Source organism: Agrococcus sp. UYP33 (assembly GCF_054060915.1).
Window position 1 is genome coordinate 458,568 of record NZ_JBSSDR010000001.1, and the last position, 21,016, is coordinate 479,583.

Here is a 21,016-nt window from a genome sequence, read left to right on the forward strand (position 1 = left end):
GCGCATGCGCTGGCCTGCGACTACGGGCTGGCGGGCGACTCGACCGTGATCTCGCCGGCGATGATCGCCTCGCGGATGTCGTCGAGCTGCGACTGCAGCTCCGGGTCGACCGAACCCTCGAAGTCGTGGAACGGCGCGAGGCCGACACCGTCGTTCTCGAGCGTGCCGACGTACGGCTCGCTGGAGAACTCGCCGGCCGCAGCCTGCTCGACGACCGTCTGGACGCCCGTCGACATGCCCTTCAGCACCGAGGTGAGGAAGAGGTCGGCGTTGTCGGGCGAGGTCTCGTAGAGGTCGGCGTCGACGCCGATCATCACGATGCCCGAGTCGTCGCCCTGGTCGCGGATGGCCTCAGCGGCCGACAGGAAGATGGGGCCGCCGACCGGCATGAGCACGTCCGCGCCCTGGCCGATGAAGGTCTCCGCCATCGCCTTCGCCTCGACGCCGGCGGCGAAGCCACCGGTGAACGAGCCGGACTGCGCCTCGGCGTCCCAGCCGAGCACCTGCACGTCGGTGCCGTTCTGCTCGTTGTAGTACTCGGCGCCCTCGACGAAGCCGTCCATGAAGATCGTCACCGGCGGGATCTGGAGGCCGCCCCAGGTGGCGATGGTGCCCGACTCGGTGTACGAGGCGGCGGCGTAGCCGGCGAGGAACGCGGCCTGCGCCGTGTCGTAGACGATCGGCTGCACGTTCTCCGCCGTCACCGACTGGTCGTCGATGATCGCGAAGTTGATGTCGGGGTTCGCGGTCGCTGCTGCACCCGTGGCCTCGGCGAGCTGGAAGCCGACCGAGACGACCATGTTGCAGCCCTCGGCGATGACGCTGTCGAGGTTCGGCGCGTAGTCGGCGGGCGAGGCGGACTCGACCTCGATCGGCTCGACGCCCAGGCCCTCGGCCGCGGCACGGAGGCCCTCGGCGCCGAGCTGGTTGAACGAGCGGTCGTCGAAGCCGCCCTCGTCGGAGACGATGCAGGGCTGGATGTCGGTGGTCGGGGCCGCGGACTCGGAGCCGGCCGGCTCGGAGCCGGTGGGGGCCTCCGGCGCTGCGGCGCAGCCGGCGAGCAGGAGCGCCGCGCCGATGGCGATGACGCCGCCGCGCGCGGCGGAACGGTTGAACTTCCTCAAGGGATCCTCCAGTGCAAAGGATGCTCGCCGCGACGCGGCTGAGCGCATGATGGTTGAGCATAGGGCCGCCCGAACGGCGCCAGCGCACCGATCGCGCCACCGAAACGCAATCGTTGCAAACCCGTCACGTCACGGGCTCGAGGGCGACTCCACCGTGATCTCGCCGGCGATGATCTGCTGCCGCAGCGCCTCCAGCTCGGCCTTCGTCTCGTCGCTGACGCGGGCGTCGAGGTCGTGGAACGGGGCGATGTCGACGCCGCCGTTCTCGAGGGTGCCGATGATCGGCTCGTCGGAGAGCGTGCCGTCGAGCGCGTCGCTCACGGCGCCCACCACGGCATCCTCGGTGTTCTTCAGCACGCTCGTCAGCAGCAGCGGGCGGAACTCCGCGGGGAGCGTGTCGTAGCCGTCGTTGTCGACCCAGAGCACGAGGGCGGTGCCGCCGGCGTCGAGCGAGGCGCGGAACGCGCCCTCCCCCACCTGGCCGGCGACGGGCAGGATCACGTCGGCGCCCTGCGCGATGAACGCCTGCGTCTGCGTCTGGCCGAGCTGCACGTTCTCGAAGTCGCCGGTGAAGGTGCCGTCCTGCGTCTCCGGGTCCCAGCCGAGCAGCCGCACCTCGGTGCCCTTGGCCTCGTTGTAGGCCTCGATGCCGGCGGCGAAGCCGTCCATGAAGAGGGTGACCGGCGGCTGGTTGCCGCCGCCGAAGGTGGCGACGATGCCGGTCTCGCTCACCGATGCCGCCGCGTAGCCGGCGAGGTAGGCGGCCTGCGCGGTGTCGAACACGATCGAGCGCACGTTCGGCGCCTCGACGATCTCGTCGACGATCGCGAACTGCACGTCGGGGTTCGCCTCCGCCTGCTCGCCGGTCGCGGCGGCGAGCTCGAAGCCGACCGTGAGCACGAAGCCGCAGCCGGTGTCGACCGCCGCCTGCACGTTGGGCGCGAGGTCGCTCTCGGAGGTGGAGACGAGCACGTTCGCCTCGATGCCGAGCTCCTCCTGCGCGCGCTCCATGCCGGCCCAGCTCGTCTCGTTGAACGAGCGGTCGTTGAGGCCGCCGGAGTTCGTCACCATCTGGGCGCACTCGAGCGCCTGCTCGGGCGCCTCTGAGCCTGTGGTCTCGGTGGCGGCGGGCGGCGGCGTGGCGCAGCCCGCGAGGAGGACGAGCGCGGCGAGCGCGGGCAGGGCGAGCGTGCGGGACACGGGGACTCCTTCGAGCGGGTGACCGAATCGTAGCCCGGCGCCCGTGCGCCCGCGCGCACCCGCCCGGCGGCGCCCCCTGCTCGTCGAGTAGCACGGAGGCGCAGCTTCCCCCGCTCGAGCAGCGCGGAGGCGCGGCCTCTCCCCCGCTCGTCTCCTTGCACGGAAGCGCGGCCTCTCCCCCGCTCGTCGAGTAGCACGGAGGCGAAGCCGACGCGCGTATCGAGACGACCACGCGAGCGCGCCGCCCCGCCGATTACTCGGAAGACGCAGGCCCCGCCCGCCCCTCCCGCTCCGCCAGCCGCCGCTCGGCGTGCCCCCGCCAGTCCACCTTCTTCGCCGCCGCCGCGATCGCCTCGAAGTCGCCCCTGATCAGCGCCTCCCGCTTCGCCCGGCTCCAGCCCTGGATCCGCTTCTCGAGCGCGAAGGCTGCCGCGATCGACTCGTCGTAGTGCGCGAACGCGAGCTCGACCGGGAGGCGGCGGCGCGTGTACTGAGCGCCCTCGCGGCGCTGATGCTGGTCGAGCCTCCGGTCGAGGTCTCGGGTGCTGCCCACGTAGGTCGACCCGTCGGCGCAGCGGAGGATGTAGACCCAGGGCATGGGTGGAGGGTGCCGGAGGGGCGTGGGCGCGCGGAGTGTGCGCGGGGGCGGCTGTGGATGGCGGGTGATCTCGATACGCGGTCGGCTTCGCCGGCTGCTACTCGATCAGCAGGTGGGGGCGGCCGGCTGCGCCCGCTGCTACTCGATCGGCGTGGGGAGGGCCGCCGGGCATCTGCCGGGGATGCTCGAGTCGCGGTGAGGCGGCGTGATCTCGATACGCGGCCGGCTCCGCCGGCTGCTACTCGATCAGCGTGGTGGGGCGGCCGGCTTCGCCGGGTGCTGCTCGAAGAGCGGGGCTAGAGGGCGTCGGTGTTGCCCGAGCGGCGCACCGCGTCGACGACCTGCTTCACGCGCTGCGCGTTGTCGGTCGTCGTGACCAGCAGCGCATCCGGGGTGTCGACGACGACCACGTTCTGGATGCCGACGACCGACACGATGCGGTTCGACTGCGAGACGACGATGCCCGAGGCGGAGTCGGCGATCACCGTGCCCTCCGTGCCGAGGATCGCGAGGCGGCCCCGGTGCGCGCCGTTGTGCAGCTTCGCGACCGCGGAGAAGTCGCCCACGTCGTCCCAGTCGAAGTCGCCCGGCACCACGACCATCCGGCCGCGGGCCGCCGCGGGCTCCGCGACGGCGTAGTCGATCGCGATCTTCTTGAGCTGCGGCCACAGCCGGTCGACGGCAGGTCCGCGCTGCGCCGGCTCGTCCCAGACCTCGGCGAGCTCCTCGATCTGCGCGGCCAGCTCGGGCTCCTCGCGCGCCAGCTCCTCGAGCAGCACGTCGGCGCGCGCGATGAACATGCCCGCGTTCCAGAGGTAGTCGCCGCCGTCGACGTACTTGCGCGCGACCTTCGCCGAGGGCTTCTCGACGAACTCGCGCACGAGCGCGGCGCTCGGGGCGCCGTCCACGCCCGCGGACTCGCCCGCGCGGATGTAGCCGAAGCCGATCGCCGGCTCCGTCGGGGTGATGCCGATGGTCGCGATGTAGCCGGCACGGGCTGCGGCGACGGCCTCGCCGACCGCGCGCCGGAACGAGCGCTCGTCGTCGATCACGTGGTCCGCGGCGAACGAGCCGACGATCACGTCGGGCTCGCGGCGGCGCAGGATCGCGGCGGCGAGCGCGATCGCGACCGTGGAGTCGCGCGGGTCGGCCTCGAGCACGATGCTCGCGTCGTCGAGCTCGGGGATCTGCGCCTCGACCGCCGCGCGGTGCGACCGGCCGGTCACGACCATGGTGCGTCCGGGCCCGGCGAGCGGCCCGAGCCGGTCGAAGGTGGCGCGCAGCAGCGTCTTGCCGCTGCCCGTCAGGTCGTGCAGGAACTTGGGCGCGTCGGCGCGCGAGAGCGGCCAGAGCCTCGAGCCCACGCCACCCGCGGGGATGATGCTGAAGAAGTCGTCGATCGCCGTCACGGCCCCGAGCCTAGCCAAGGGCCTCCCGGGCGCCCCCGCGCGCACCCCAGTTCATGCACCGTTCACCGTGCGCTCGCCCGCCCGTCGGGCGCTCCGACGTACCGTGGCATCGTGCGCATCGAGCGAGTCGCCATCGTGACCGAGAGCTTCCTCCCCACCGTCAACGGCGTGACCACCTCGGTCTGCCGCGTGCTCGACCGCCTCGTCGAGACCGGCCGCGAGGCCATCGTCATCACGCCCCGCTGCGGCGCCCCCGTCCACTACCGCGGCGTGCCCGTGCACGAGGTGCCGTCGTTCGCCTACCGGCGCTTCCCGGTCGGGCTGCCGAGCCCGCAGGTCGCCGCGCTGCTCGCGCGCTTCCAGCCCGACGTGCTGCACGCCGCGAGCCCGTTCATGCTCGGCGGGCAGGCGATCGCCGAGGCCGCCCGCATCGGCCTGCCGAGCGTCGCGATCTACCAGACCGACGTCGCCGGCTTCGCGCGCCGCAACCGGCTCGCGGCCGGCTCGCCCTTCGCGTGGCAGATCATCCGGCTCATCCACAACGCCGCCGACCGCACGCTCGCGCCGTCGACGTCGGCGATCGCCGACCTCGAGGACGCCGGCGTCAAGCGCGTCCACCGCTGGGTGCGCGGCGTCGACCTCGAGGGCTTCCACCCCGACAACCGCCAGGGCCCGGCGGCCGCGAACCTGCGCCGCCGGCTGGCCCCGGGCGGCGAGGTCGTCGTGGGCTACGTCGGCCGCGTCGCGCCCGAGAAGGGGCTCGACCGGCTGCGCGCGCTCGCGGGCGTGCCGGGCATCCGCGTCGTGATCGTGGGCGACGGCCCGGCGATGGACGAGACGCGCAGGCAGCTCGCCGACGTCGGCCCCGTGTTCCTCGGCCAGCTGCACGGCGCCGCGCTCCGCGCCGCCTACGCCGCCATGGACGTGTTCGTCCACACCGGCACGGAGGAGACCTTCGGGCAGACCCTGCAGGAGGCGGCGGCGAGCGGACTGCCGGTCGTCGCGCCGCGCGCCGGCGGACCGATCGACCTCGTCGACGACGGCACGACCGGGTTCCTCTTCGACCCCGACGACGCATCCGACCTGCGCGCCGCCGTCGCGCGGCTCGCCGCCGACGCGTCGATGCGGGCGCGGATGGGCGAGGCCGGCCGTCGGCGCGTGCTGCCCCGCTCGTGGTCGGCCGTCGTCGACCAGCTGCTCGCGCACTACGAGCGGGCATCGCACCGCGCGCTCCGCGGCATCGACGGCCTCGTCGGGGCGTAGGCCCCGCGCGCCGCTCCTGGCGTTCGCCCGGAGCGCACCGCGACGACCCGCCGAGCCCGGACGCCGTTCGCCACGGGCATAGGATGGATGCATCTGCCCGGTCGAACAACGGAGGGATTGCGCGTGTCGAAGACGCAGAGCAGCCTCGTCCTCCCCGATCCCTCCCCTCGCAAGACCACGTTCAGCGGCACGCTGTATCGCGGCAACGAGGGCATGTGGTCGTGGGTGCTGCACCGGATCACCGGTGTGGCGATCTACTTCTTCCTGCTGGTGCACGTGCTCGACACGGCACTCATCCGGGTGAGCCCGGAGGCGTACGACGCCGTCATGGCGACCTACAAGAACCCGATCATGGGTCTCGGCGAGGTCGGTCTCGTCGGCGCCGTGGTGCTCCACGCCCTCAACGGCCTGCGCATCATCCTCGTCGACGTCTGGCCGTGGGCGACCAAGAACCAGCGCGTGCTGTTCTGGATCGTCATGGGCCTCGTCGTGGCGCTCATGCTCTACTTCACGCCGAACCACCTCATCAACGTGTTCTCGCCGATGGAAGAGGCCCACTGATGAGCGTCACCGTCGAGAGCCCGAACTACGCCTACCCCGCCCGCTCGGGCAGCCGTCGCGGCCCGAACCTCGAGAAGGCCGGCTGGATCTTCATGCGCGCCTCCGGCGTCGTGCTGATCGTGCTGATCTTCGGCCACCTGGCCTACAACCTCATCTGGACGCCCGGCGGCATCCACGCGATCGACTTCGGCTTCGTGGGCGGCAAGCTGGCCCAGCCCTTCTGGCAGTGGTGGGACGTGCTGATGCTGTGGCTCGCCATCCTGCACGGCTCGAACGGCATGCGCACGATCGTCAACGACTACGTGCACAAGCCGAGGGTCCGCACGCTCGCGCTCGGCGCGATCGGCACCGCCGCCGTGCTGCTCATCCTGCTGGGCACGCTCATCACCTTCACGTTCAACCCCTGCCCGGAAGCCGCGGACCCCGCGCTGCTCCCGTCGTTCTGCGCCTCCCTCTAGGCGAGATTCGGAGTCCCCCACATCCATGGCTGATCAGCATTCCGTCGTCGACGGCATCCACTACCACCAGCATGACGTCGTCATCGTCGGAGCGGGCGGCGCAGGCATGCGCGCCGCCATCGAGTCGGCCCCGAAGGCGTCGACCGCGGTGATCACGAAGCTGTACCCGACCCGCTCCCACACGGGCGCGGCGCAGGGCGGCATGGCTGCCGCCCTCGCGAACGTCGAGGAGGACAGCAACGAGTGGCACACCTACGACACGGTCAAGGGCGGCGACTACCTGGTGGACCAGGACGCGGCGGAGATCCTCACGCGTGAGGCGATCGACGCGGTCTACGACCTCGAGAACATGGGTCTGCCGTTCAACCGCACGCCGGACGGCAAGATCGACCAGCGCCGCTTCGGCGGGCACACGCGCGACCACGGCAAGGCGCCGGTCCGCCGCGCCTGCTACGCGGCCGACCGCACGGGCCACATGATCCTGCAGACGCTGTACCAGAACTGCGTCAAGCACGGCGTCGACTTCTTCAACGAGTTCTACGCGCTCGACCTGATCATGGGCGAGGTCGACGGCGTGCCGCGGCCCGCCGGCGTCGTCGCGTACGAGCTCGCGACCGGCGAGATCCACGTCTTCCAGGGCAAGTCGGTCGTGTTCGCGACCGGCGGCTTCGGCAAGATCTACAAGACCACCTCGAACGCGCACACGCTCACGGGCGACGGCGTCGGCATCATCTGGCGCAAGGGCCTGCCGCTCGAGGACATGGAGTTCTACCAGTTCCACCCGACGGGCCTCGCCGGCCTCGGCATCCTCCTCACCGAGGGCGCCCGCGGTGAGGGCGCGATCCTCCGCAACGCGTCGGGCGAGCGCTTCATGGAGCGCTACGCGCCGACCATCAAGGACCTCGCGCCGCGCGACATCGTCGCCCGCTCGATGGTGCAGGAGGTCCTCGACGGCCGCGGCGCCGGCCCGAACAAGGACTACGTCTACCTCGACTGCACCCACCTGGGCGCCGAGGTGCTCGAGACGAAGCTGCCCGACATCACCGAGTTCGCCCGCACCTACCTGGGCGTCGACCCGGTGACCGAGCGCGTTCCCGTGTACCCGACGGCGCACTACGCCATGGGCGGCATCCCGACGAACAACGACGCCGAGGTCCTCCGCGACAACGACACCGTCATCCCCGGCCTCTACGCCGCCGGCGAGTGCGCGTGCGTCTCGGTGCACGGCGCCAACCGCCTGGGCACGAACTCGCTGCTCGACATCAACGTGTTCGGCAAGCGTGCCGGCAACAACGCGGTCACGTACGCGCAGACGGCCGAGTTCGTCGACGTGCCGGCGGATGCCGCCGACGGCGTCGTGAAGCTGCTCGCGCAGCTGCGCGAGGGCGACGGCACCGAGTCGGTCGCCGCGATCCGCAAGGCGCTGCAGGAGACGATGGACCGCAACGCCCAGGTGTTCCGCACCGAGGAGACGCTGCAGACCGCGCTCGCCGACATCGCCGTCCTCCGCGGCCGCTACCCCAACGTGCGCGTGCACGACCGCGGTCGCCGCTTCAACACCGACCTCCTCGAGGCCGTCGAGCTGGGCTTCCTGCTCGACCTCGCCGAGGTGGTCGTGATCTCCGCGATCAACCGCAAGGAGTCGCGGGGCGCCCACATGCGCGACGACTACCCCACGCGCGACGACGTGAACTTCATGCAGCACACCATGGCGTACCGGACGGCCGCCGAGACGGGTGACAGCCAGGGCATCCGTCTGGACTGGAAGCCGGTGCGCTTCACGCACTACGAGCCGACGGAGCGGAAGTACTGATGAGCGACAACCAGCTGCCCCAGGGCGACCCGAAGGGCCAGGAGTCGGGCGTGCACCCGGCGCAGAGCGGCCCCACGGGCGCGCCCACGCCGATGGCCGACCAGCCCGACATGGGCTCGACCGACGACCAGGCGAGCGCGCACCAGGTCGCCGAGGCCGCGGCCCAGTCGTCGACGAGCCCGAAGCCGGTCGAGAACGAGTACGACGGCGCCGACCGCGAGGTCGAGCCGTCGGAGCCGATCGACGTGCCGCAGAGCTTCAACGTCACGGTCATCGTGCGCCGCTACGACCCCGAGGTGGACGAGGAGCCGCGCTGGGTCGACTACGACGTGCAGATGTACCCGACCGAGCGCATCCTCGACGCCCTGCACCGCATCAAGTGGGACATCGACCCGTCGCTCGCCTTCCGCCGCTCGTGCGCGCACGGCGTCTGCGGCTCCGACGCGATGCGCATCAACGGCAAGAACCGCCTCGCCTGCAAGGCGCTCGTGAAGGACTTCGACATCTCGAAGCCGATCTACGTCGAGGCGATCAAGGGCCTGCCGCTCGAGAAGGACCTGATCGTCAACATGGAGCCGTTCTTCGACTCCTTCCGCGAGATCCAGCCCTTCCTGCAGGCGACCGGCAAGCCCGAGAAGGAGCGCCACCAGACGATCGCGCAGCGCGAGCGCTTCGACGACACGACGAAGTGCATCCTCTGCGCCGCGTGCACGACCTCGTGCCCGGTGTTCTGGACCGACGGCCAGTACTTCGGCCCCGCCGCGATCGTCAACGCGCACCGCTTCATCTTCGACTCGCGCGACGAGGGCAGCCAGGTGCGGCTCGACATCCTCAACGACAAGGAGGGCGTGTGGCGCTGCCGCACGACCTTCAACTGCACGGATGCCTGCCCCCGCGGCATCCAGGTGACCAAGGCGATCGCCGAGGTCAAGCAGGCCATGATGACGGGCGTCCGGCTCTAGCCGCACCGCTCGACCGAGGGCCGGCATCCACGCGGATGCCGGCCCTCGCTGCGTCGGTCGGCGCCCACGGCCGTCGGTCCGCTCTCGGCTGATGTGTAGGCAGCCGATGTATCGTCCCGGCCATGGACGCTTCGACGACGACCGCTGACCGCATCCGCCCCTGGGTCGTGCTCATCGCGCTGCCCGTGACGCTCGCCGCCGCCGCGCTCGGCTCCGGGCTCTTCGGCGGCACCGAGGTCGAGGCGTCGTCGAGCGGCGCGCTCTCCGACTCGGCGACGCCGCTCGCGCCCTACGGCCCGGCGTTCTCGATCTGGTCGCTCATCTACCTCGGCCTCGCCGCCTACGCGGTGTGGCAGGTGCTGCCGCGCCAGCGCCACGATCCGCGGCAGCGCCTGCTCGGCTGGCTCGCCGTGGCCTCGCTCGTGCTCAACGCCGCGTGGATCCTCTGCGCACAGGCGGGGCTGCTGCCCGTCACGGTCGTCGTGATCCTCTTGCTGCTCGCGGTGCTGCTCGCGATCTTCGAGGTGCTGCGGCGCTCACGCCCGGCGTCGCTGGTCGAGACCGTGGTCGTCGACGGCACGTTCGGCCTGTACCTCGGCTGGGTCGCGGTCGCGACGGTCGCGAACATCGCGGCGTTCCTCGCGGATGCCGGCGTGCGACCCGCCGACTGGGAGCTGCCGACGATCCTCGTGCTGCTGCTCGTCGCGGTGGTCGCCGCGCTCCTCGCCGTGCGCGGGGCGGGTCGCATCGCGCCGGCGCTCGCGATGCTCTGGGGCGTGGCATGGATCGGCGTCGGCCGGGCGATCGGCGAGCCCGCCTCGGCCACGGTCGCGATCGCCGCAGCGGTGGTCTGCGTGCTCATCGGGTTCGTCACCGTCGCGGCACGGCTGCGCGCGCCCGCGCCCGCCCGCGTCGCCCCGGCGGGACGGCGCCAGGTCGCGCCGTGAGCGAGGGTGCAGACTAGCCGCGTGACCTCGACCATCGCGGCGCTCGACCGCCTCGACGCGCTCCGCTCCGCGCTCGACGGCGTGGCGCTGCCGCTGTCGATCGCCGGGGCCGACGCGGCGCGCGACGCCCGCGGCGCCGCGGTGCGGCAGATCGACGACTACGTCGAGCCCCGCCTGCGGCACCTCGACGCCCCGCTGCTCGCGGTCGTGGGTGGCTCGACCGGCGCGGGCAAGTCGACGCTCGTGAACGCGCTCATCGGCGTGCCCGTCACCCGCACCGGTGTCATCCGCCCGACGACGCGGCAGCCGATCCTGCTGCACTCCCCCGCCGACGCCGCCTGGTTCGGCTCCACCCGCATCCTGCCCGGGCTCGCGCGAGTGACCGGCGTCGTGCGGGAGGCGCCCGCGAGCCGCGCCGGCGAGGAGCCGGACGCCGCCCAGATCGGCTCCGTCGTGCTCGTCGCCGACGACCGCGTGCCGCGCGACCTCGCGATCCTCGACGCGCCCGACGTCGACTCGATCGCCGACGAGAACCGGCTGCTCGCCGCGCAGCTGCTCGCCGCGGCCGACCTCTGGCTGTTCTCGACCACCGCGAACCGCTACGCCGACGCCGTGCCGTGGCGCCTGCTCGACGACGCCGCGGCGCGCGACATTACCGTCGGCGTCGTGCTCAACCGCGTGCCCGCCGGCGCCGAGGGCGAGGTGGAGGCCGACCTGCGGCAGATGCTCGAGCTCCGGGGCCTCGGCACCGCGCCGGTCTTCGTCGTCACCGAGGCACCGCTCGACGACCGCGGCATGCTGCCGGCCGCCGCCGTCGCCGAGATCCGCGGCTGGCTCGCGGGGATCGCCGGCGATCGCGCCGAGCGCGCCCGCATCGCCGGCCGCACCCTCGCCGGCGCCGTCGGCCGGCTCGGCGTCACGGCGCGAGCGATCGCCGACGCGCGCGACGAGCAGGTCGTGACGGCCGCCGACCTGCGCGGCACGGTCGACACCGCCTACGACGACGCCGCCGATCGCGTCGGCGACGCCACCCGCGACGGCGTGCTGCTGCGCGGCGAGGTGCTCGCGCGCTGGCAGGACTTCGTCGGCACCTCCGACGTCTTCCGCACCATCGAGTCGTGGTACTCCCGTACGCGCGACCGGGTGGTCGCGTGGTTCCAGGGCCGGCCGACGCCGCCGGTCGAGGTCGAGCACGAGATCGAGAGCGGCCTGCACGCCGTGATGGTCGACGAGGCCGGCCGCGCGGCGTCGGATGCGTGGCAGCGGGTGCGCCAGTCGGCTGTCGGCCGCGAGCTGACCGCCGGGGCCGACCTCGCGCATCCGTCGCCGGCGCTGTCGGAGCGCGCGAGCCTGCTCGTGCGCGACTGGCAGCTCGCGCTCATGGCGCTCATCACCGAGCAGGCCGCGGGCAAGCGCACGAAGGCGCGGGTGATGTCGCTCGGGCTCAACGTCATCACCGTGGCGCTCATGGTCGTCGTCTTCGCGTCGACCGGCGGGCTCACGGGCGGCGAGCTCGCGATCGCGGGCGGCTCGGCCGTCGTCGGCCAGAAGCTGCTCGAGACGATCTTCGGCGAGGACGCCGTGCGCCGCCTCGCCGCGCAGGCGCGCGACGACCTCGACACCCGCGTGCGCGCGCTCATGGGCGCCGAGGCTGCCCGGTGGGACGCGCTGCTCACGCCGGTCGAGCAGGGCGCGTCGGGCGACGTGCTGCGCGACGCCGCCGCCGAGCTCGAGGCCGCGATGCGCGCCGTCGCGACGGCGCCCGACGCCGCCGGGCCCGACGCTGCCCGATCCGACGCCGCCGGGTCCGACGCGGCGTCACCCGCCGCGCGCTCGCGGGCGCTGCTGCCGAGCGAGCTCGTCGAGGGTGAGGCGCTCGACGACGCCGCGCCCGACGCGGAGGCGCCGCTCGACGGCGAGGCCGACGACGTGCGGGAGCTCGAGCGCGGCGTGCCACGCGAGCGCGACGCGGGGCACGACCGGTGAGCGAGCGCGACCGCGACGACCACGGCCGAAGAGAGCGCGGCGTCGACGCGCTGCTCGGCGCGCTCTCCGAGGCGGCGGAGCTCGGCGCCGGGCGCGTGCCGCAGGCAGAGCTCGAGGCGGTGCGGCGCATCACCGCGAGCGCCGGCGAGCGCCGCGCGCTCTCCTCGGAGCACACCGTCGTCGGCTTCTTCGGCGCCACCGGCTCCGGCAAGTCATCGCTCATGAACGCGCTCGCCGGCGAGGCGATCGCGCGCACGCACGTGCGCCGGCCCACCACCTCTGCGCCGCTCGCCGCCGTCTGGAACCCGCGCGGCGCATCCGCGCTGCTCGACTGGCTGCAGGTCTCCGACCGCCGCATCATGGACCGGCCGTTCGCGCCCGGGCAGGAGCTCTCGCTCATCGTGCTCGACCTGCCCGACTTCGACTCCGTCGCGCTCGAGCACCGCGCGATCGCGGAGCGGCTCGCGGGGCAGGTCGACGTGCTCGTGTGGGTCGTCGATCCGCAGAAGTACGCCGACGCGGTCATCCACCGCGACTTCATCGCGCCGCTCGCGACGCACGCCTCCGTCACCACCGCGGTGCTCAACCAGGTCGACCGGCTGCCGCCGGACGAGGTCGGGCACGTCGTGGAGTCGCTCCGCGGGCTCCTGCGCGGCGACGGCCTCGACGGCGTGCAGGTGCTGCCGGTGTCGGCGACGACCGGGGCCGGGATCGACGAGCTGCGGACGCGCATCGCGCGCTTCGCCGCCGAGCGGAAGGCCGCATCCGAGCGGCTCGCCGCCGACGTGCGCGGGATCGCGGCCCGCCTCGAGCACGCGGGCGTGCCCGGCTCGCTGCGGTCGGCCGACGTGCAGGCGCTCGAGCGTGGCCTCGCCGCCGCGGCGGGCGTCGACGCGGTCGCCGACGCCGTGGCCGGCTCGTACCGCAAGCGCGCCGGCCAGGTCACCGGCTGGCCGCTCACGGCCTGGGTGCTGCGGCTCGCGCCCGACCCGCTGCGGCGCCTCCACCTCGCCGCCGGCCGAGACCGAGGCCGCGACGCCGACGTGCACCGCACCGGGCTGCCGCCGATGAGCGCCGCGCAGCGCGCGCAGGCCGGCATGGCCGTCCGCGCCTACGCCGACGCGGCCGCGAGCGGTCTGGGTGAGGGATGGTCGGCGGCCGTCCACGAGCACGCCGGCGATGCGCTCGAGTCGCTGCCGTCGGAGCTCGACCGCGCGATCGCCAGGACCGATCTCGGCGCCCGGGGGTCGTGGTGGTGGCCGGTGCTCGCCGCGCTCCAGTGGCTCGCGCTCATCGTCGCGGTGATCGGCGGGGTGTGGCTGCTGCTGCCGATCCTGCTGCCGCTCTGGGGCATGGTCGCGCCGGTGCTGCCCCAGCTCGAGGGCACCGGCAGCTGGCTCGACGGCTGGCCCGTGCCGCTCGTCGGGCTCGTCGGCGGGCTGCTGCTCGGCGTCGTGCTCGGGCTCGTCGGCGCGCTCGTGAGCGGGGCGGTCGGCGCTGCGCGCCGCGCCCGCGCCCGGCGGCGGCTGCGCAAGCAGGTGCACCGGGTCGCGCAGGAGGTCGTCCTGCTGCCGATCGAGGGCGAGCGGGAGCGAGCGCGCGAGTTCGCGGTCGCCGTGCGTCGGGCGGCGGGCCGGAAGCGCTGACACGTCAGTCGACGAGCAGCAGGCGGCCGATCACCGCGCGGCAGCCGCGCGACCCCGATCGGCCCGAGCCGGCCTCCGAGCCCGCATGGACGCTCGCACCCGGCTCAGCCCGATCGGACGCACGAGCCCGACCCGTGCGACGGCTCCGTCGCCGCGCTGCTCGACGACCGCGGCGGACGCGCGCGGCGGGCCGGAAGCGCTGACCGGTCAGTCGACGAGCGAGGCCGCGGCCAGCTGCCGCGCCTCCGCCGCCGAGCGCGCGCCGAGCACGCGCTCGGCGCGCGCCTTCGCCTCATCGAGCGTCACGGTGAGCAGCTCGGCGCGGACGTCCGCGAGCGCCGACGCGCTCATCGAGAGCGACGTCACCCCGAGGCCGACGAGCACGACCGCGAGCGCGGGATCCGCCGCGGCCTCGCCGCACACGCCAACGCCCTTGTCGGCGCGAGCGCCCGCATCGCCGAGCATCTTGATGAGCCGCAGCACCGCCGGGTGCCACGGGTCCTGCAGCGCGGCGACCGAGCCGAGCTGCCGGTCGGCGGCGAGCGTGTACTGCGTCAGGTCGTTCGTGCCGATCGAGACGAAGTCGGCGACCTCGAGCACCTGGTCGGCGAGCACGGCGATCGACGGCACCTCTGCCATCGCGCCCACGACCTCGAGCCCCAGCTCGCGCCCGAGCCCGACGAAGTACTCGGTCTCCTCGACGTCGGCGATCATCGGCGCCATGACGTACAGCCGCGCATCCGACGCCGCCTGCGCGTTCGCGAGCGCCGTCAGCTGGTCGCGCAGGATGTGCTCGCTCGCGCGCAGCGCGCGGATGCCGCGGAGCCCGAGCGCCGGGTTCTCCTCGTGCGCGTCGTTGAGGAACGACAGCGGCTTGTCGGCGCCGGCGTCGAGCACGCGGACGACGACCTTCTTGCCCGAGAACGCCTGCAGCAGCTCGGTGTAGGCGGCGGTCTGCTCCTCGACGGTCGGCGCGGTCGCCGAGTCGAGGAACAGGAACTCGGTGCGGAACAGCCCGACGCCCTCGGCGCCGAGCTCGATCGCCTTCGCGGCGTCCTTCGGCGAGCCGACGTTCGCGAGCAGGGGCATCTTCGTGCCGTCGGCGAGCGCGCCCTCGGTGATGGGGGCGGATGCGGCACCGAGGCGCGCGGTGCGCTCCTCCTCGGCGGCGGCGACCGCGGCGTCGTCCGGGTCGAGCTCGACCGTGCCGGTGCGGGCGTCGACGATGACGCGCTGGCCGTCGGCCACCGCGTCGAGCAGCCCGACGACGCCGACCACGGCCGGCAGCGACTTCGAGCGGGCGAGGATCGCGGTGTGGCTCGTGGGTCCGCCGTCCTGCGTGACGAGCGCGAGCGTCTTCTCGAGGTCGAGCGTGGCGGTGTCGGCAGGCGCGAGATCGCGCGCGATGAGGATGAAGGGCTCGGCCGAGACCGGCACGCCGGGCGCTGCGACGCCGCGCAGCCGCGCGACGACGCGCTGGGCGACGTCGTCGAGGTCGGTCGCGCGCTCGGCCATGTAGCCGCCCATCGACGTGAGCAGGTCGCGGAAGCCCGCGTAGGCATCCCACGTCGCGCGCTCCGCGTTCGCGCCGCCCTGGAGCCTCGCCCGGACGTCGTCGAGGATCGCCGGGTCCTGCGCCATGAGCGCGGACGCCTCCAGCACCTGCTGGGCGTCGCCGCCGGCCGCCGCGGCGCGCGCGTTCAGCTCGTCGGCCACGGCCTGCAGCGCGACGCTGACGCGCTCGTGCTCGCCGTCGACGTCGGCCGCGAGCGGCTCGTCGCTCGGCGGCGCGAGGGGCTCCGGCATCCTCAGCACCTTGGCGACAGCGATGCCGCGTCCGACTCCGACTCCTGCGAGCGCACTCATGCCGCCACACTACGCTGGGCAGCCGGTGGCCGCCACGCGCCGCCGCTGCCGCAGGAAGGGCGTCGATGAAGGCTCTGATCGACAGGCTCATGCGGTCGCGACCCCTGCGGGCGTGGCAGCGCTACACCGGCGAGCGTGGGCCGGTGCTGGCGCAGGGCATGACCGTGCAGGCGTTCCTGTCGCTTTTCGCGGCACTCTTCGTCGGCTTCGCGGTCTTCATGGCGGTGCTCGGCGACAACGCGACCCTGCGGGACGCGGTGATCGACTCGATCTCGTCCGCCGTGCCGGGGCTGATCGGCGACGGCGGCGCCGTCGACGTCGACACCCTCACCGGCTCGACGATCCTCGGCTGGGCGGGCGCGGTCGCTGCGGTGTCGATCCTACTGACCGCAATCGCCTGGGTGGCCGTGAGCCGTGAGGGATTCCGCGCGATGTTCGAGCTCGAGGCGCCTCCGGCGAACTTCATCCTGCTCAAGATCGGCGACCTCGGCGTCGGCGTCGGGATCGGGCTGCTCGTCGTCGTCTCGTCCGGCCTGCTGCTCGTCGCGCAGGCGCTGGCGGATGCGCTCGGCCTGGGCTGGGCGGCGCCGGTCGTCGCCTTCGGCGTGCAGCTGCTGCTCGACACGGCAGTCGTGCTGCTGCTCTACCGCTTCGGCGGGCGCCTGCGGCTCCCCGCGAAGCAGATCGTGCCTGCGGCGCTCGTCTGCGCGGTGGTGTTCTCCGGCCTCAAGCTCATCGCGTCCGCGCTCTTCCGCGGGGTCGAGAACAACCCGCTGCTCGCCGGCATCGCGGCGCCCGTGATCATGCTCATCTGGCTCGGCTTCATCATGCAGATCCTGCTGCTCGCGCTCGCCTTCCTGGCCGTCGGCCCCACGGGGCGCGCCTACACGCGGCTCGTGCAGGCGGGCGGCATCGACGCGACGCTCTCGAAGGACGAGGCGAAGGCGCTGCTCGAGGAGGTGCAGGCCAACCGCGCGGAGGGCGGCGACGCCGTGCGGCTCCACAAGCGGCTTGCGAGGCGCCGCTGACGCGAGTCGATCAGCCGCCGGTCGCCGCGTCCGTCCGCGTGGGCGGGCGTCGGTAGGCTCGTCGGCATGGTCCGCATCGCCTCCGTCAACGTCAACGGCGTGCGCGCCGCCTTCCGCAAGGACATGGGCGGCTGGCTCGAGGCGGGCGGCTTCGACATCGTCGCGCTGCAGGAGGTGCGGGCCCTCGACGAGGACCTGCTGCCGCTCGTGCCCGGCTGGCACGTGCTGCACGACCCCGCCACCGCCAAGGGCCGGGCCGGCGTCGCCGTCCTCTCCCGCGAGCCGTCGATCGAGCACCGCACCGACATCGGCCTCAAGACGTTCGACACGAAGGGGCGCTGGCTCGAGGCCGACTTCCTCATCGGCGAGACGCTGCTCACCGTCGTGTCGGCCTACGTGCACTCCGGCGGCGAGGTCGGCAGCCAGAAGCAGACCGACAAGTACCGCTTCCTCGACTCGATGGCGAAGCGCCTGCCGCAGCTGCGCGCGCACACCGAGCACGCCGTCGTGATGGGCGACTTCAACGTCGGCCACACACCGCTCGACATCAAGAACTGGCGCGGCAACCAGAAGACCGCCGGCTTCCTGCCCGAGGAGCGCAGCTACCTCGACCGCTTCCTCGGCACCGGCATGGTGACCGGCGTCGACGGCAAGCGCGGCCGCGGCCACGGATGGGTCGACGTCGGCCGCGCCGCGCATCCGGGCGTGGACGGCCCCTACACGTGGTGGTCGCAGCGCGGCAAGGCGTTCGACACCGACACCGGCTGGCGCATCGACTACCACATGGCCACCCCCGCGCTCGCGGCGACCGCGAGCGGCTACCGCGTCGACCGCGCGAGCGCGTGGGACACGCGATGGTCCGACCACGCGCCCGTCATCGTCGACTACGACCTGTGATCACTCAGACTGGAACCCCCCATGACCAAGCCCCGGCTCTACTCCGGGATGCAGCCCTCGTCGGGCTCGCTCCACCTCGGCAACTACATCGGCGCGCTGCAGCAGTGGCGGCGCATGCAGGACGAGGTCGACGCGTTCTTCTCGATCGTCGACCTGCACGCGATCACCGTGCCGCAGTCGCCGCAGGTGCTGCGCGAGCAGGTGCGCACGCTCGCGGCGCAGTACATCGCCGGCGGCATCGACCCCGACCGGTCGTGCCTCTACGTGCAGTCGCACGTCGCCGCGCACGCGCAGCTCGCCTGGCTGCTCGGCACCATCACCGGCTTCGGCGAGGCGAGCCGGATGACGCAGTTCAAGGACAAGGCCGCCAAGGGCGGGCAGGACGCGGCCTCCGTCGGCCTCTTCACCTACCCCATCCTCATGGCCGCCGACATCCTGCTGTTCGACGCCGACGTCGTGCCGGTCGGCGACGACCAGAAGCAGCACGTCGAGCTCACCCGCGACCTCGCCGAGCGCTTCAACAAGCGCTTCGGCGCGACGTTCACGGTGCCGAAGCCGGTCATCCTCGCGGGCGGCGCGCGCATCTACGACCTGCAGTCGCCCGAGTCGAAAATGTCGAAGTCGGCCGACAACGACAAGGGCGTGGTCTGGCTGCTCGACGAGCCCGCGAAGACCGCGAAGAAGATCCGCTCGGCGGTCACCGACACCGAGGGCTCGATCCGCGCCGACCGCGCGCAGAAGCCCGGCGTCACGAACCTGCTCGACATCCTCAGCGCGACGACCGGCTCGCCGGTCGCGACGCTCGAGGCGGAGTTCGAGGGGCAGGGCTACGGCGTCTTCAAGACGGCCGTCGCCGACGCCGTGGTCGCGGAGCTCGCCCCGGTGCGCGAGCGCACCCTCGAGCTGCTCGACGACCCGGCCGAGCTCGACCGCCTGCTCGCGGCGAACGCCGAGCGCGCGGCCGCTGTCGCGGATGCGACGCTCCGGCGGGCGCTGGAGGCGATGGGCCTGCGATGAGCGCGCCCCTGGCCGGCCCCTCGCTGCCCGTGCTGGGCGGCAAGGTGCTGCTCACGGCGCTCCGCGAGGACGACGTCGACCGGATCGTCGAGGCCTGCTCGACCGAGGACGCAGAGCGGTTCCTCGACACCCCGTGGCCTTACCGCCGCGCCGATGCCGAGTCGTTCGTGCGCGAGTTCGCGCCGGCCGGCTGGCGGGGCGAGCACGACGAGCGCACCTGGGCGATCCGCGAGTCGCTGCGCGGGCCGATCGCGGGCGTCGTGGGGCTCCGTGGCGAGCGCGCGGAGGTCGGCTACTGGCTGCACCCCGACGCGCAGGGGCGAGGCCTCATGGCGGATGCGCTCCGCACCCTGGTCGGGCACGCCGAGGGCTGCCTCACCTGGCCGGAGGTGCACTGGCGCTGCTTCGACGGCAACGTCGCGTCGATGCGCGTCGCCAAGGCGGCCGGCTTCTCCTACCTCGGCGCGCACGAGACCGAGCCCACCGTCGGCCGCCGCAGCGCGGGCGACCGCCGCCTCGAGCACCACGCGGTGCGCGTCGCCGGCGGCATGCCTGCCGACGCCCGCCCCTGGCCGCCCCTCGACTGACCCGCTCCTCCCCCTCCCCCTCCCCCTCCCCCTCCCCCTCCCCCTCCCGGGCTCCGCGGGGCTCGGCGCACAACGCAAGCCCGATCACCGCTTGCCGCCGCTGTCCCGACCGATCCCGGGCGATCGCCGCGGGGTCGCACGCCGCGGCTTGCGTTGTGCGCGAGCGCCGTGCCTCGGCCGGCACCGGTGAGAGCAGCCTCAGCCCTGCGGGTGCAGGCGGAGCGCCGCCAGCACCAGCTCGATGAAGCGGTCGGGATTGCGGTCGAGCCAGGCTGCGGACACCCGAACGGGTATGTAGCCCTGCAGCACGGCCTCTGCATCGCGTGCGCGATCCTGCTCGAAGGTCGTCTCGTGCGTCTCCCGGCCGTCGACCTCGACGACCACGCATCCGCAGACGACGAAGTCGACGGTGCCGACTCGCGGGATCCGGACCTGTTGCACGAACGACAGCCCCGCGGCCCGGAGCAGCAGCTTGGCGTCGGTCTCGTAGCCGGACCCGCTCCGCTCGTCGACCATCGCGATGGCCGGCTCCTCGAGCCAGCGCAGGCCGTCCATCGCCCGAGCGATCTCCGACCTGCGGGCGAGCCCCCGCTGCAGCGCGGAGTCCGCCACGCGGATCGCTTCCTGCACGCCGAAGCACCGCGCGACGCATCGCACCACGGATGCGACCGAGGTCGCGCAGCGGGTGCCGTCCTCCGTGTCGAGGTCCTCCCAGTGCAGCACGAGCCCGTCCCGGTGCTCGAGACGGGCGCGCTGGTCGTGTCGATCCCGCAGTCGCGTCGACCCGTCCCAGACGTGCACGTGCAGCCTGCCGTCGCGGGGCACCCACAGACCGAGGGCCTCTGCGGCTGACGAGCAGGCGAGCCGCCCACCGATCCTCAGGGCCTGCATCAGCGGCGCGGGAGCGGGTTGCCAGACATAGACGTCGCGACGCGCGCGCTCGATGAGCCCGAGCCTGAGCCCCTCCTCGATCGCCGCGCGCGAGTTGCCCTGCGCACGCAGCTCCCGGTACTCCTCGACGAGCACGGATCCTTGGCGCAGCGGCCGCAGTGTCGACATGGCGGGAGGATGCGCCCGATCGCACCCGACGGGGCGGCCGGGGTGGAGCGGGTGTGGACAGACCGCCCACCGCGCGCTCGGACACCTCGCACAACGCAAGCCTCGGGCCGCCGATCAGCGGCGGATCGGCGGCTCGTCTCCCACCTGCGGCGGATCATCAACTCACGACTTGCGTTGTGCAGCGGGCCGCACCGGGCGTCGTTGGCGAGGCGGCCGGGGGCAGACGCGGATGCGGGCAGACCGGCCCCCGTGGGCTCGCACAACGCAAGCCCCGGCGCGCGGATCAGCGGCGGGTCGGCGGCTCGCCTCCCATCGGCGGCGGATCGGGCGCGCGCGGCTTGCGTTGTGCGCCTGAGCGGCGGGGCGGCGGGGCGGCTGCGGATGCGCGGGAATGGGGCGGCGGAGGGGTGAGTTGTAGGGTGGCAGTGCAACGTGCCCGGGGTCAGTGCAAGTCTGAACCGGCGGTGATAGTCCGCGACCCGTGAGTGCTGCTCGAACCCGAGCAGCGCGATTGGCTGAGCTGGTGGAACTCCAGCACCGACGGTGAGAGTCCGGAGGGGAGGCGCACGTGGGGTCGCACGCGACCCCTCGTTCC

At 73.2% G+C, this 21,016-nt stretch carries 18 protein-coding genes and 1 riboswitch; of the genes, 12 read left to right on the top strand and 6 right to left on the bottom strand.

All coding sequences use genetic code 11. The features are described from left to right. Nucleotides 1-20: 20 nt before the first annotated feature. From ACVWW9_RS02190 to ACVWW9_RS02205, 4 genes are all read right to left on the bottom strand, one after another. Nucleotides 21-1,124: a BMP family lipoprotein gene (locus ACVWW9_RS02190; protein ID WP_456514204.1), complete on the bottom strand. Its 1,104-nt coding sequence runs from the start codon at nucleotides 1,122-1,124 to the stop codon at nucleotides 21-23. A gap of 129 nt (nucleotides 1,125-1,253) precedes the next feature. Then, the gene (locus tag ACVWW9_RS02195; protein WP_456514205.1) at nucleotides 1,254-2,324 is read right to left on the bottom strand and encodes a BMP family lipoprotein; all 1,071 of its coding nucleotides are present in this window, start codon (nucleotides 2,322-2,324) and stop codon (nucleotides 1,254-1,256) included. Between the two features lie 253 nt (nucleotides 2,325-2,577). After that, complete coding sequence (locus ACVWW9_RS02200) at nucleotides 2,578-2,922, bottom strand: GIY-YIG nuclease family protein (RefSeq protein ID WP_456514206.1); 345 nt, start codon at nucleotides 2,920-2,922, stop codon at nucleotides 2,578-2,580. Between the two features lie 296 nt (nucleotides 2,923-3,218). Beyond that, on the bottom strand, nucleotides 3,219-4,331 hold the full coding sequence (locus ACVWW9_RS02205) for a mannose-1-phosphate guanylyltransferase (RefSeq protein ID WP_354258983.1): 1,113 nt from the start codon (nucleotides 4,329-4,331) through the stop codon (nucleotides 3,219-3,221). 111 nt (nucleotides 4,332-4,442) lie between these two features. On the opposite strand from ACVWW9_RS02205, the gene ACVWW9_RS02210 reads away from it, so the two are divergent. The 8 genes from ACVWW9_RS02210 (at nucleotide 4,443) to ACVWW9_RS02245 (ending at nucleotide 13,967) form a co-directional block, all read left to right on the top strand. Beyond that, on the top strand, nucleotides 4,443-5,594 hold the full coding sequence (locus ACVWW9_RS02210; protein ID WP_456514207.1) for a glycosyltransferase family 4 protein: 1,152 nt from the start codon (nucleotides 4,443-4,445) through the stop codon (nucleotides 5,592-5,594). 213 nt (nucleotides 5,595-5,807) lie between these two features. Next, nucleotides 5,808-6,155, top strand: coding sequence for a succinate dehydrogenase, cytochrome b556 subunit (gene sdhC / locus ACVWW9_RS02215; protein WP_245989978.1), 348 nt, complete (start codon nucleotides 5,808-5,810; stop codon nucleotides 6,153-6,155). Then, nucleotides 6,155-6,613: a succinate dehydrogenase hydrophobic membrane anchor subunit gene (locus ACVWW9_RS02220; RefSeq protein ID WP_354258980.1), complete on the top strand. Its 459-nt coding sequence runs from the start codon at nucleotides 6,155-6,157 to the stop codon at nucleotides 6,611-6,613. The genes sdhC and ACVWW9_RS02220 overlap by 1 nt, the downstream gene beginning before the upstream one ends. Nucleotides 6,614-6,638: 25 nt before the next feature. Beyond that, entirely contained in the window at nucleotides 6,639-8,426 is a 1,788-nt protein-coding gene (gene sdhA, locus ACVWW9_RS02225) for a succinate dehydrogenase flavoprotein subunit (protein ID WP_456514208.1), read from the top strand. 239 nt (nucleotides 8,427-8,665) lie between these two features. Beyond that, the gene (locus tag ACVWW9_RS02230; RefSeq protein ID WP_245989981.1) at nucleotides 8,666-9,388 is read left to right on the top strand and encodes a succinate dehydrogenase iron-sulfur subunit; all 723 of its coding nucleotides are present in this window, start codon (nucleotides 8,666-8,668) and stop codon (nucleotides 9,386-9,388) included. Between the two features lie 122 nt (nucleotides 9,389-9,510). After that, entirely contained in the window at nucleotides 9,511-10,335 is an 825-nt protein-coding gene (locus tag ACVWW9_RS02235) for a tryptophan-rich sensory protein (protein WP_456514209.1), read from the top strand. A gap of 21 nt (nucleotides 10,336-10,356) precedes the next feature. Continuing rightward, nucleotides 10,357-12,321 carry a dynamin family protein gene (locus tag ACVWW9_RS02240; RefSeq protein WP_456514210.1) on the top strand — a complete coding sequence of 655 codons (1,965 nt, stop codon included), beginning with the start codon at nucleotides 10,357-10,359 and terminating at the stop codon, nucleotides 12,319-12,321. After that, nucleotides 12,318-13,967 carry a GTPase gene (locus ACVWW9_RS02245; RefSeq protein WP_456514211.1) on the top strand — a complete coding sequence of 550 codons (1,650 nt, stop codon included), beginning with the start codon at nucleotides 12,318-12,320 and terminating at the stop codon, nucleotides 13,965-13,967. The genes ACVWW9_RS02240 and ACVWW9_RS02245 overlap by 4 nt, the downstream gene beginning before the upstream one ends. A gap of 207 nt (nucleotides 13,968-14,174) precedes the next feature. Here ACVWW9_RS02245 and ptsP read toward each other — a convergent pair whose 3' ends face one another. Beyond that, a complete protein-coding gene (gene ptsP, locus ACVWW9_RS02250) occupies nucleotides 14,175-15,773 on the bottom strand; it encodes a phosphoenolpyruvate--protein phosphotransferase (RefSeq protein ID WP_456514212.1) in 1,599 nt (532 codons plus the stop codon). 149 nt (nucleotides 15,774-15,922) lie between these two features. On the opposite strand from ptsP, the gene ACVWW9_RS02255 reads away from it, so the two are divergent. The 4 genes from ACVWW9_RS02255 to ACVWW9_RS02270 all read left to right on the top strand — a co-directional run bounded on the left by ACVWW9_RS02255 (nucleotide 15,923) and on the right by ACVWW9_RS02270 (nucleotide 19,362). Beyond that, on the top strand, nucleotides 15,923-16,861 hold the full coding sequence (locus tag ACVWW9_RS02255) for a YihY/virulence factor BrkB family protein (RefSeq protein WP_456514213.1): 939 nt from the start codon (nucleotides 15,923-15,925) through the stop codon (nucleotides 16,859-16,861). Nucleotides 16,862-16,927: 66 nt separating this feature from the next. Beyond that, on the top strand, nucleotides 16,928-17,758 hold the full coding sequence (locus tag ACVWW9_RS02260) for an exodeoxyribonuclease III (RefSeq protein ID WP_456514214.1): 831 nt from the start codon (nucleotides 16,928-16,930) through the stop codon (nucleotides 17,756-17,758). Nucleotides 17,759-17,779: 21 nt separating this feature from the next. Next, entirely contained in the window at nucleotides 17,780-18,775 is a 996-nt protein-coding gene (gene trpS / locus ACVWW9_RS02265; RefSeq protein WP_456514215.1) for a tryptophan--tRNA ligase, read from the top strand. Continuing rightward, nucleotides 18,772-19,362, top strand: coding sequence for a GNAT family N-acetyltransferase (locus tag ACVWW9_RS02270; RefSeq protein ID WP_456514216.1), 591 nt, complete (start codon nucleotides 18,772-18,774; stop codon nucleotides 19,360-19,362). The genes trpS and ACVWW9_RS02270 overlap by 4 nt, the downstream gene beginning before the upstream one ends. Before the next feature lie 198 nt (nucleotides 19,363-19,560). Here the strand turns inward: ACVWW9_RS02270 and ACVWW9_RS02275 are convergent, their stop codons facing one another. After that, nucleotides 19,561-20,421 carry a DUF559 domain-containing protein gene (locus ACVWW9_RS02275; protein ID WP_456514217.1) on the bottom strand — a complete coding sequence of 287 codons (861 nt, stop codon included), beginning with the start codon at nucleotides 20,419-20,421 and terminating at the stop codon, nucleotides 19,561-19,563. Between the two features lie 428 nt (nucleotides 20,422-20,849). Further along, nucleotides 20,850-20,993, top strand: a riboswitch (FMN riboswitch). Nucleotides 20,994-21,016: the final 23 nt, after the last annotated feature.

Excerpts from the sequence above, each read along its gene's own strand:
- ACVWW9_RS02200 (WP_456514206.1), bottom strand. The coding sequence starts at position 2,922 with ATGCCCTGGGTCTACATCCTCCGCTGCGCCGACGGGTCGACCTACGTG.
- sdhC (WP_245989978.1), top strand. The coding sequence starts at position 5,808 with ATGTGGTCGTGGGTGCTGCACCGGATCACCGGTGTGGCGATCTACTTC.
- ACVWW9_RS02220 (WP_354258980.1), top strand. The coding sequence starts at position 6,155 with ATGAGCGTCACCGTCGAGAGCCCGAACTACGCCTACCCCGCCCGCTCG.
- sdhA (WP_456514208.1), top strand. The coding sequence starts at position 6,639 with ATGGCTGATCAGCATTCCGTCGTCGACGGCATCCACTACCACCAGCAT.
- ACVWW9_RS02235 (WP_456514209.1), top strand. The coding sequence starts at position 9,511 with ATGGACGCTTCGACGACGACCGCTGACCGCATCCGCCCCTGGGTCGTG.
- ptsP (WP_456514212.1), bottom strand. The coding sequence starts at position 15,773 with ATGCCGGAGCCCCTCGCGCCGCCGAGCGACGAGCCGCTCGCGGCCGAC.
- ACVWW9_RS02255 (WP_456514213.1), top strand. The coding sequence starts at position 15,923 with ATGCGGTCGCGACCCCTGCGGGCGTGGCAGCGCTACACCGGCGAGCGT.
- ACVWW9_RS02260 (WP_456514214.1), top strand. The coding sequence starts at position 16,928 with ATGGTCCGCATCGCCTCCGTCAACGTCAACGGCGTGCGCGCCGCCTTC.
- trpS (WP_456514215.1), top strand. The coding sequence starts at position 17,780 with ATGACCAAGCCCCGGCTCTACTCCGGGATGCAGCCCTCGTCGGGCTCG.
- ACVWW9_RS02270 (WP_456514216.1), top strand. The coding sequence starts at position 18,772 with ATGAGCGCGCCCCTGGCCGGCCCCTCGCTGCCCGTGCTGGGCGGCAAG.
- ACVWW9_RS02275 (WP_456514217.1), bottom strand. The coding sequence starts at position 20,421 with ATGTCGACACTGCGGCCGCTGCGCCAAGGATCCGTGCTCGTCGAGGAG.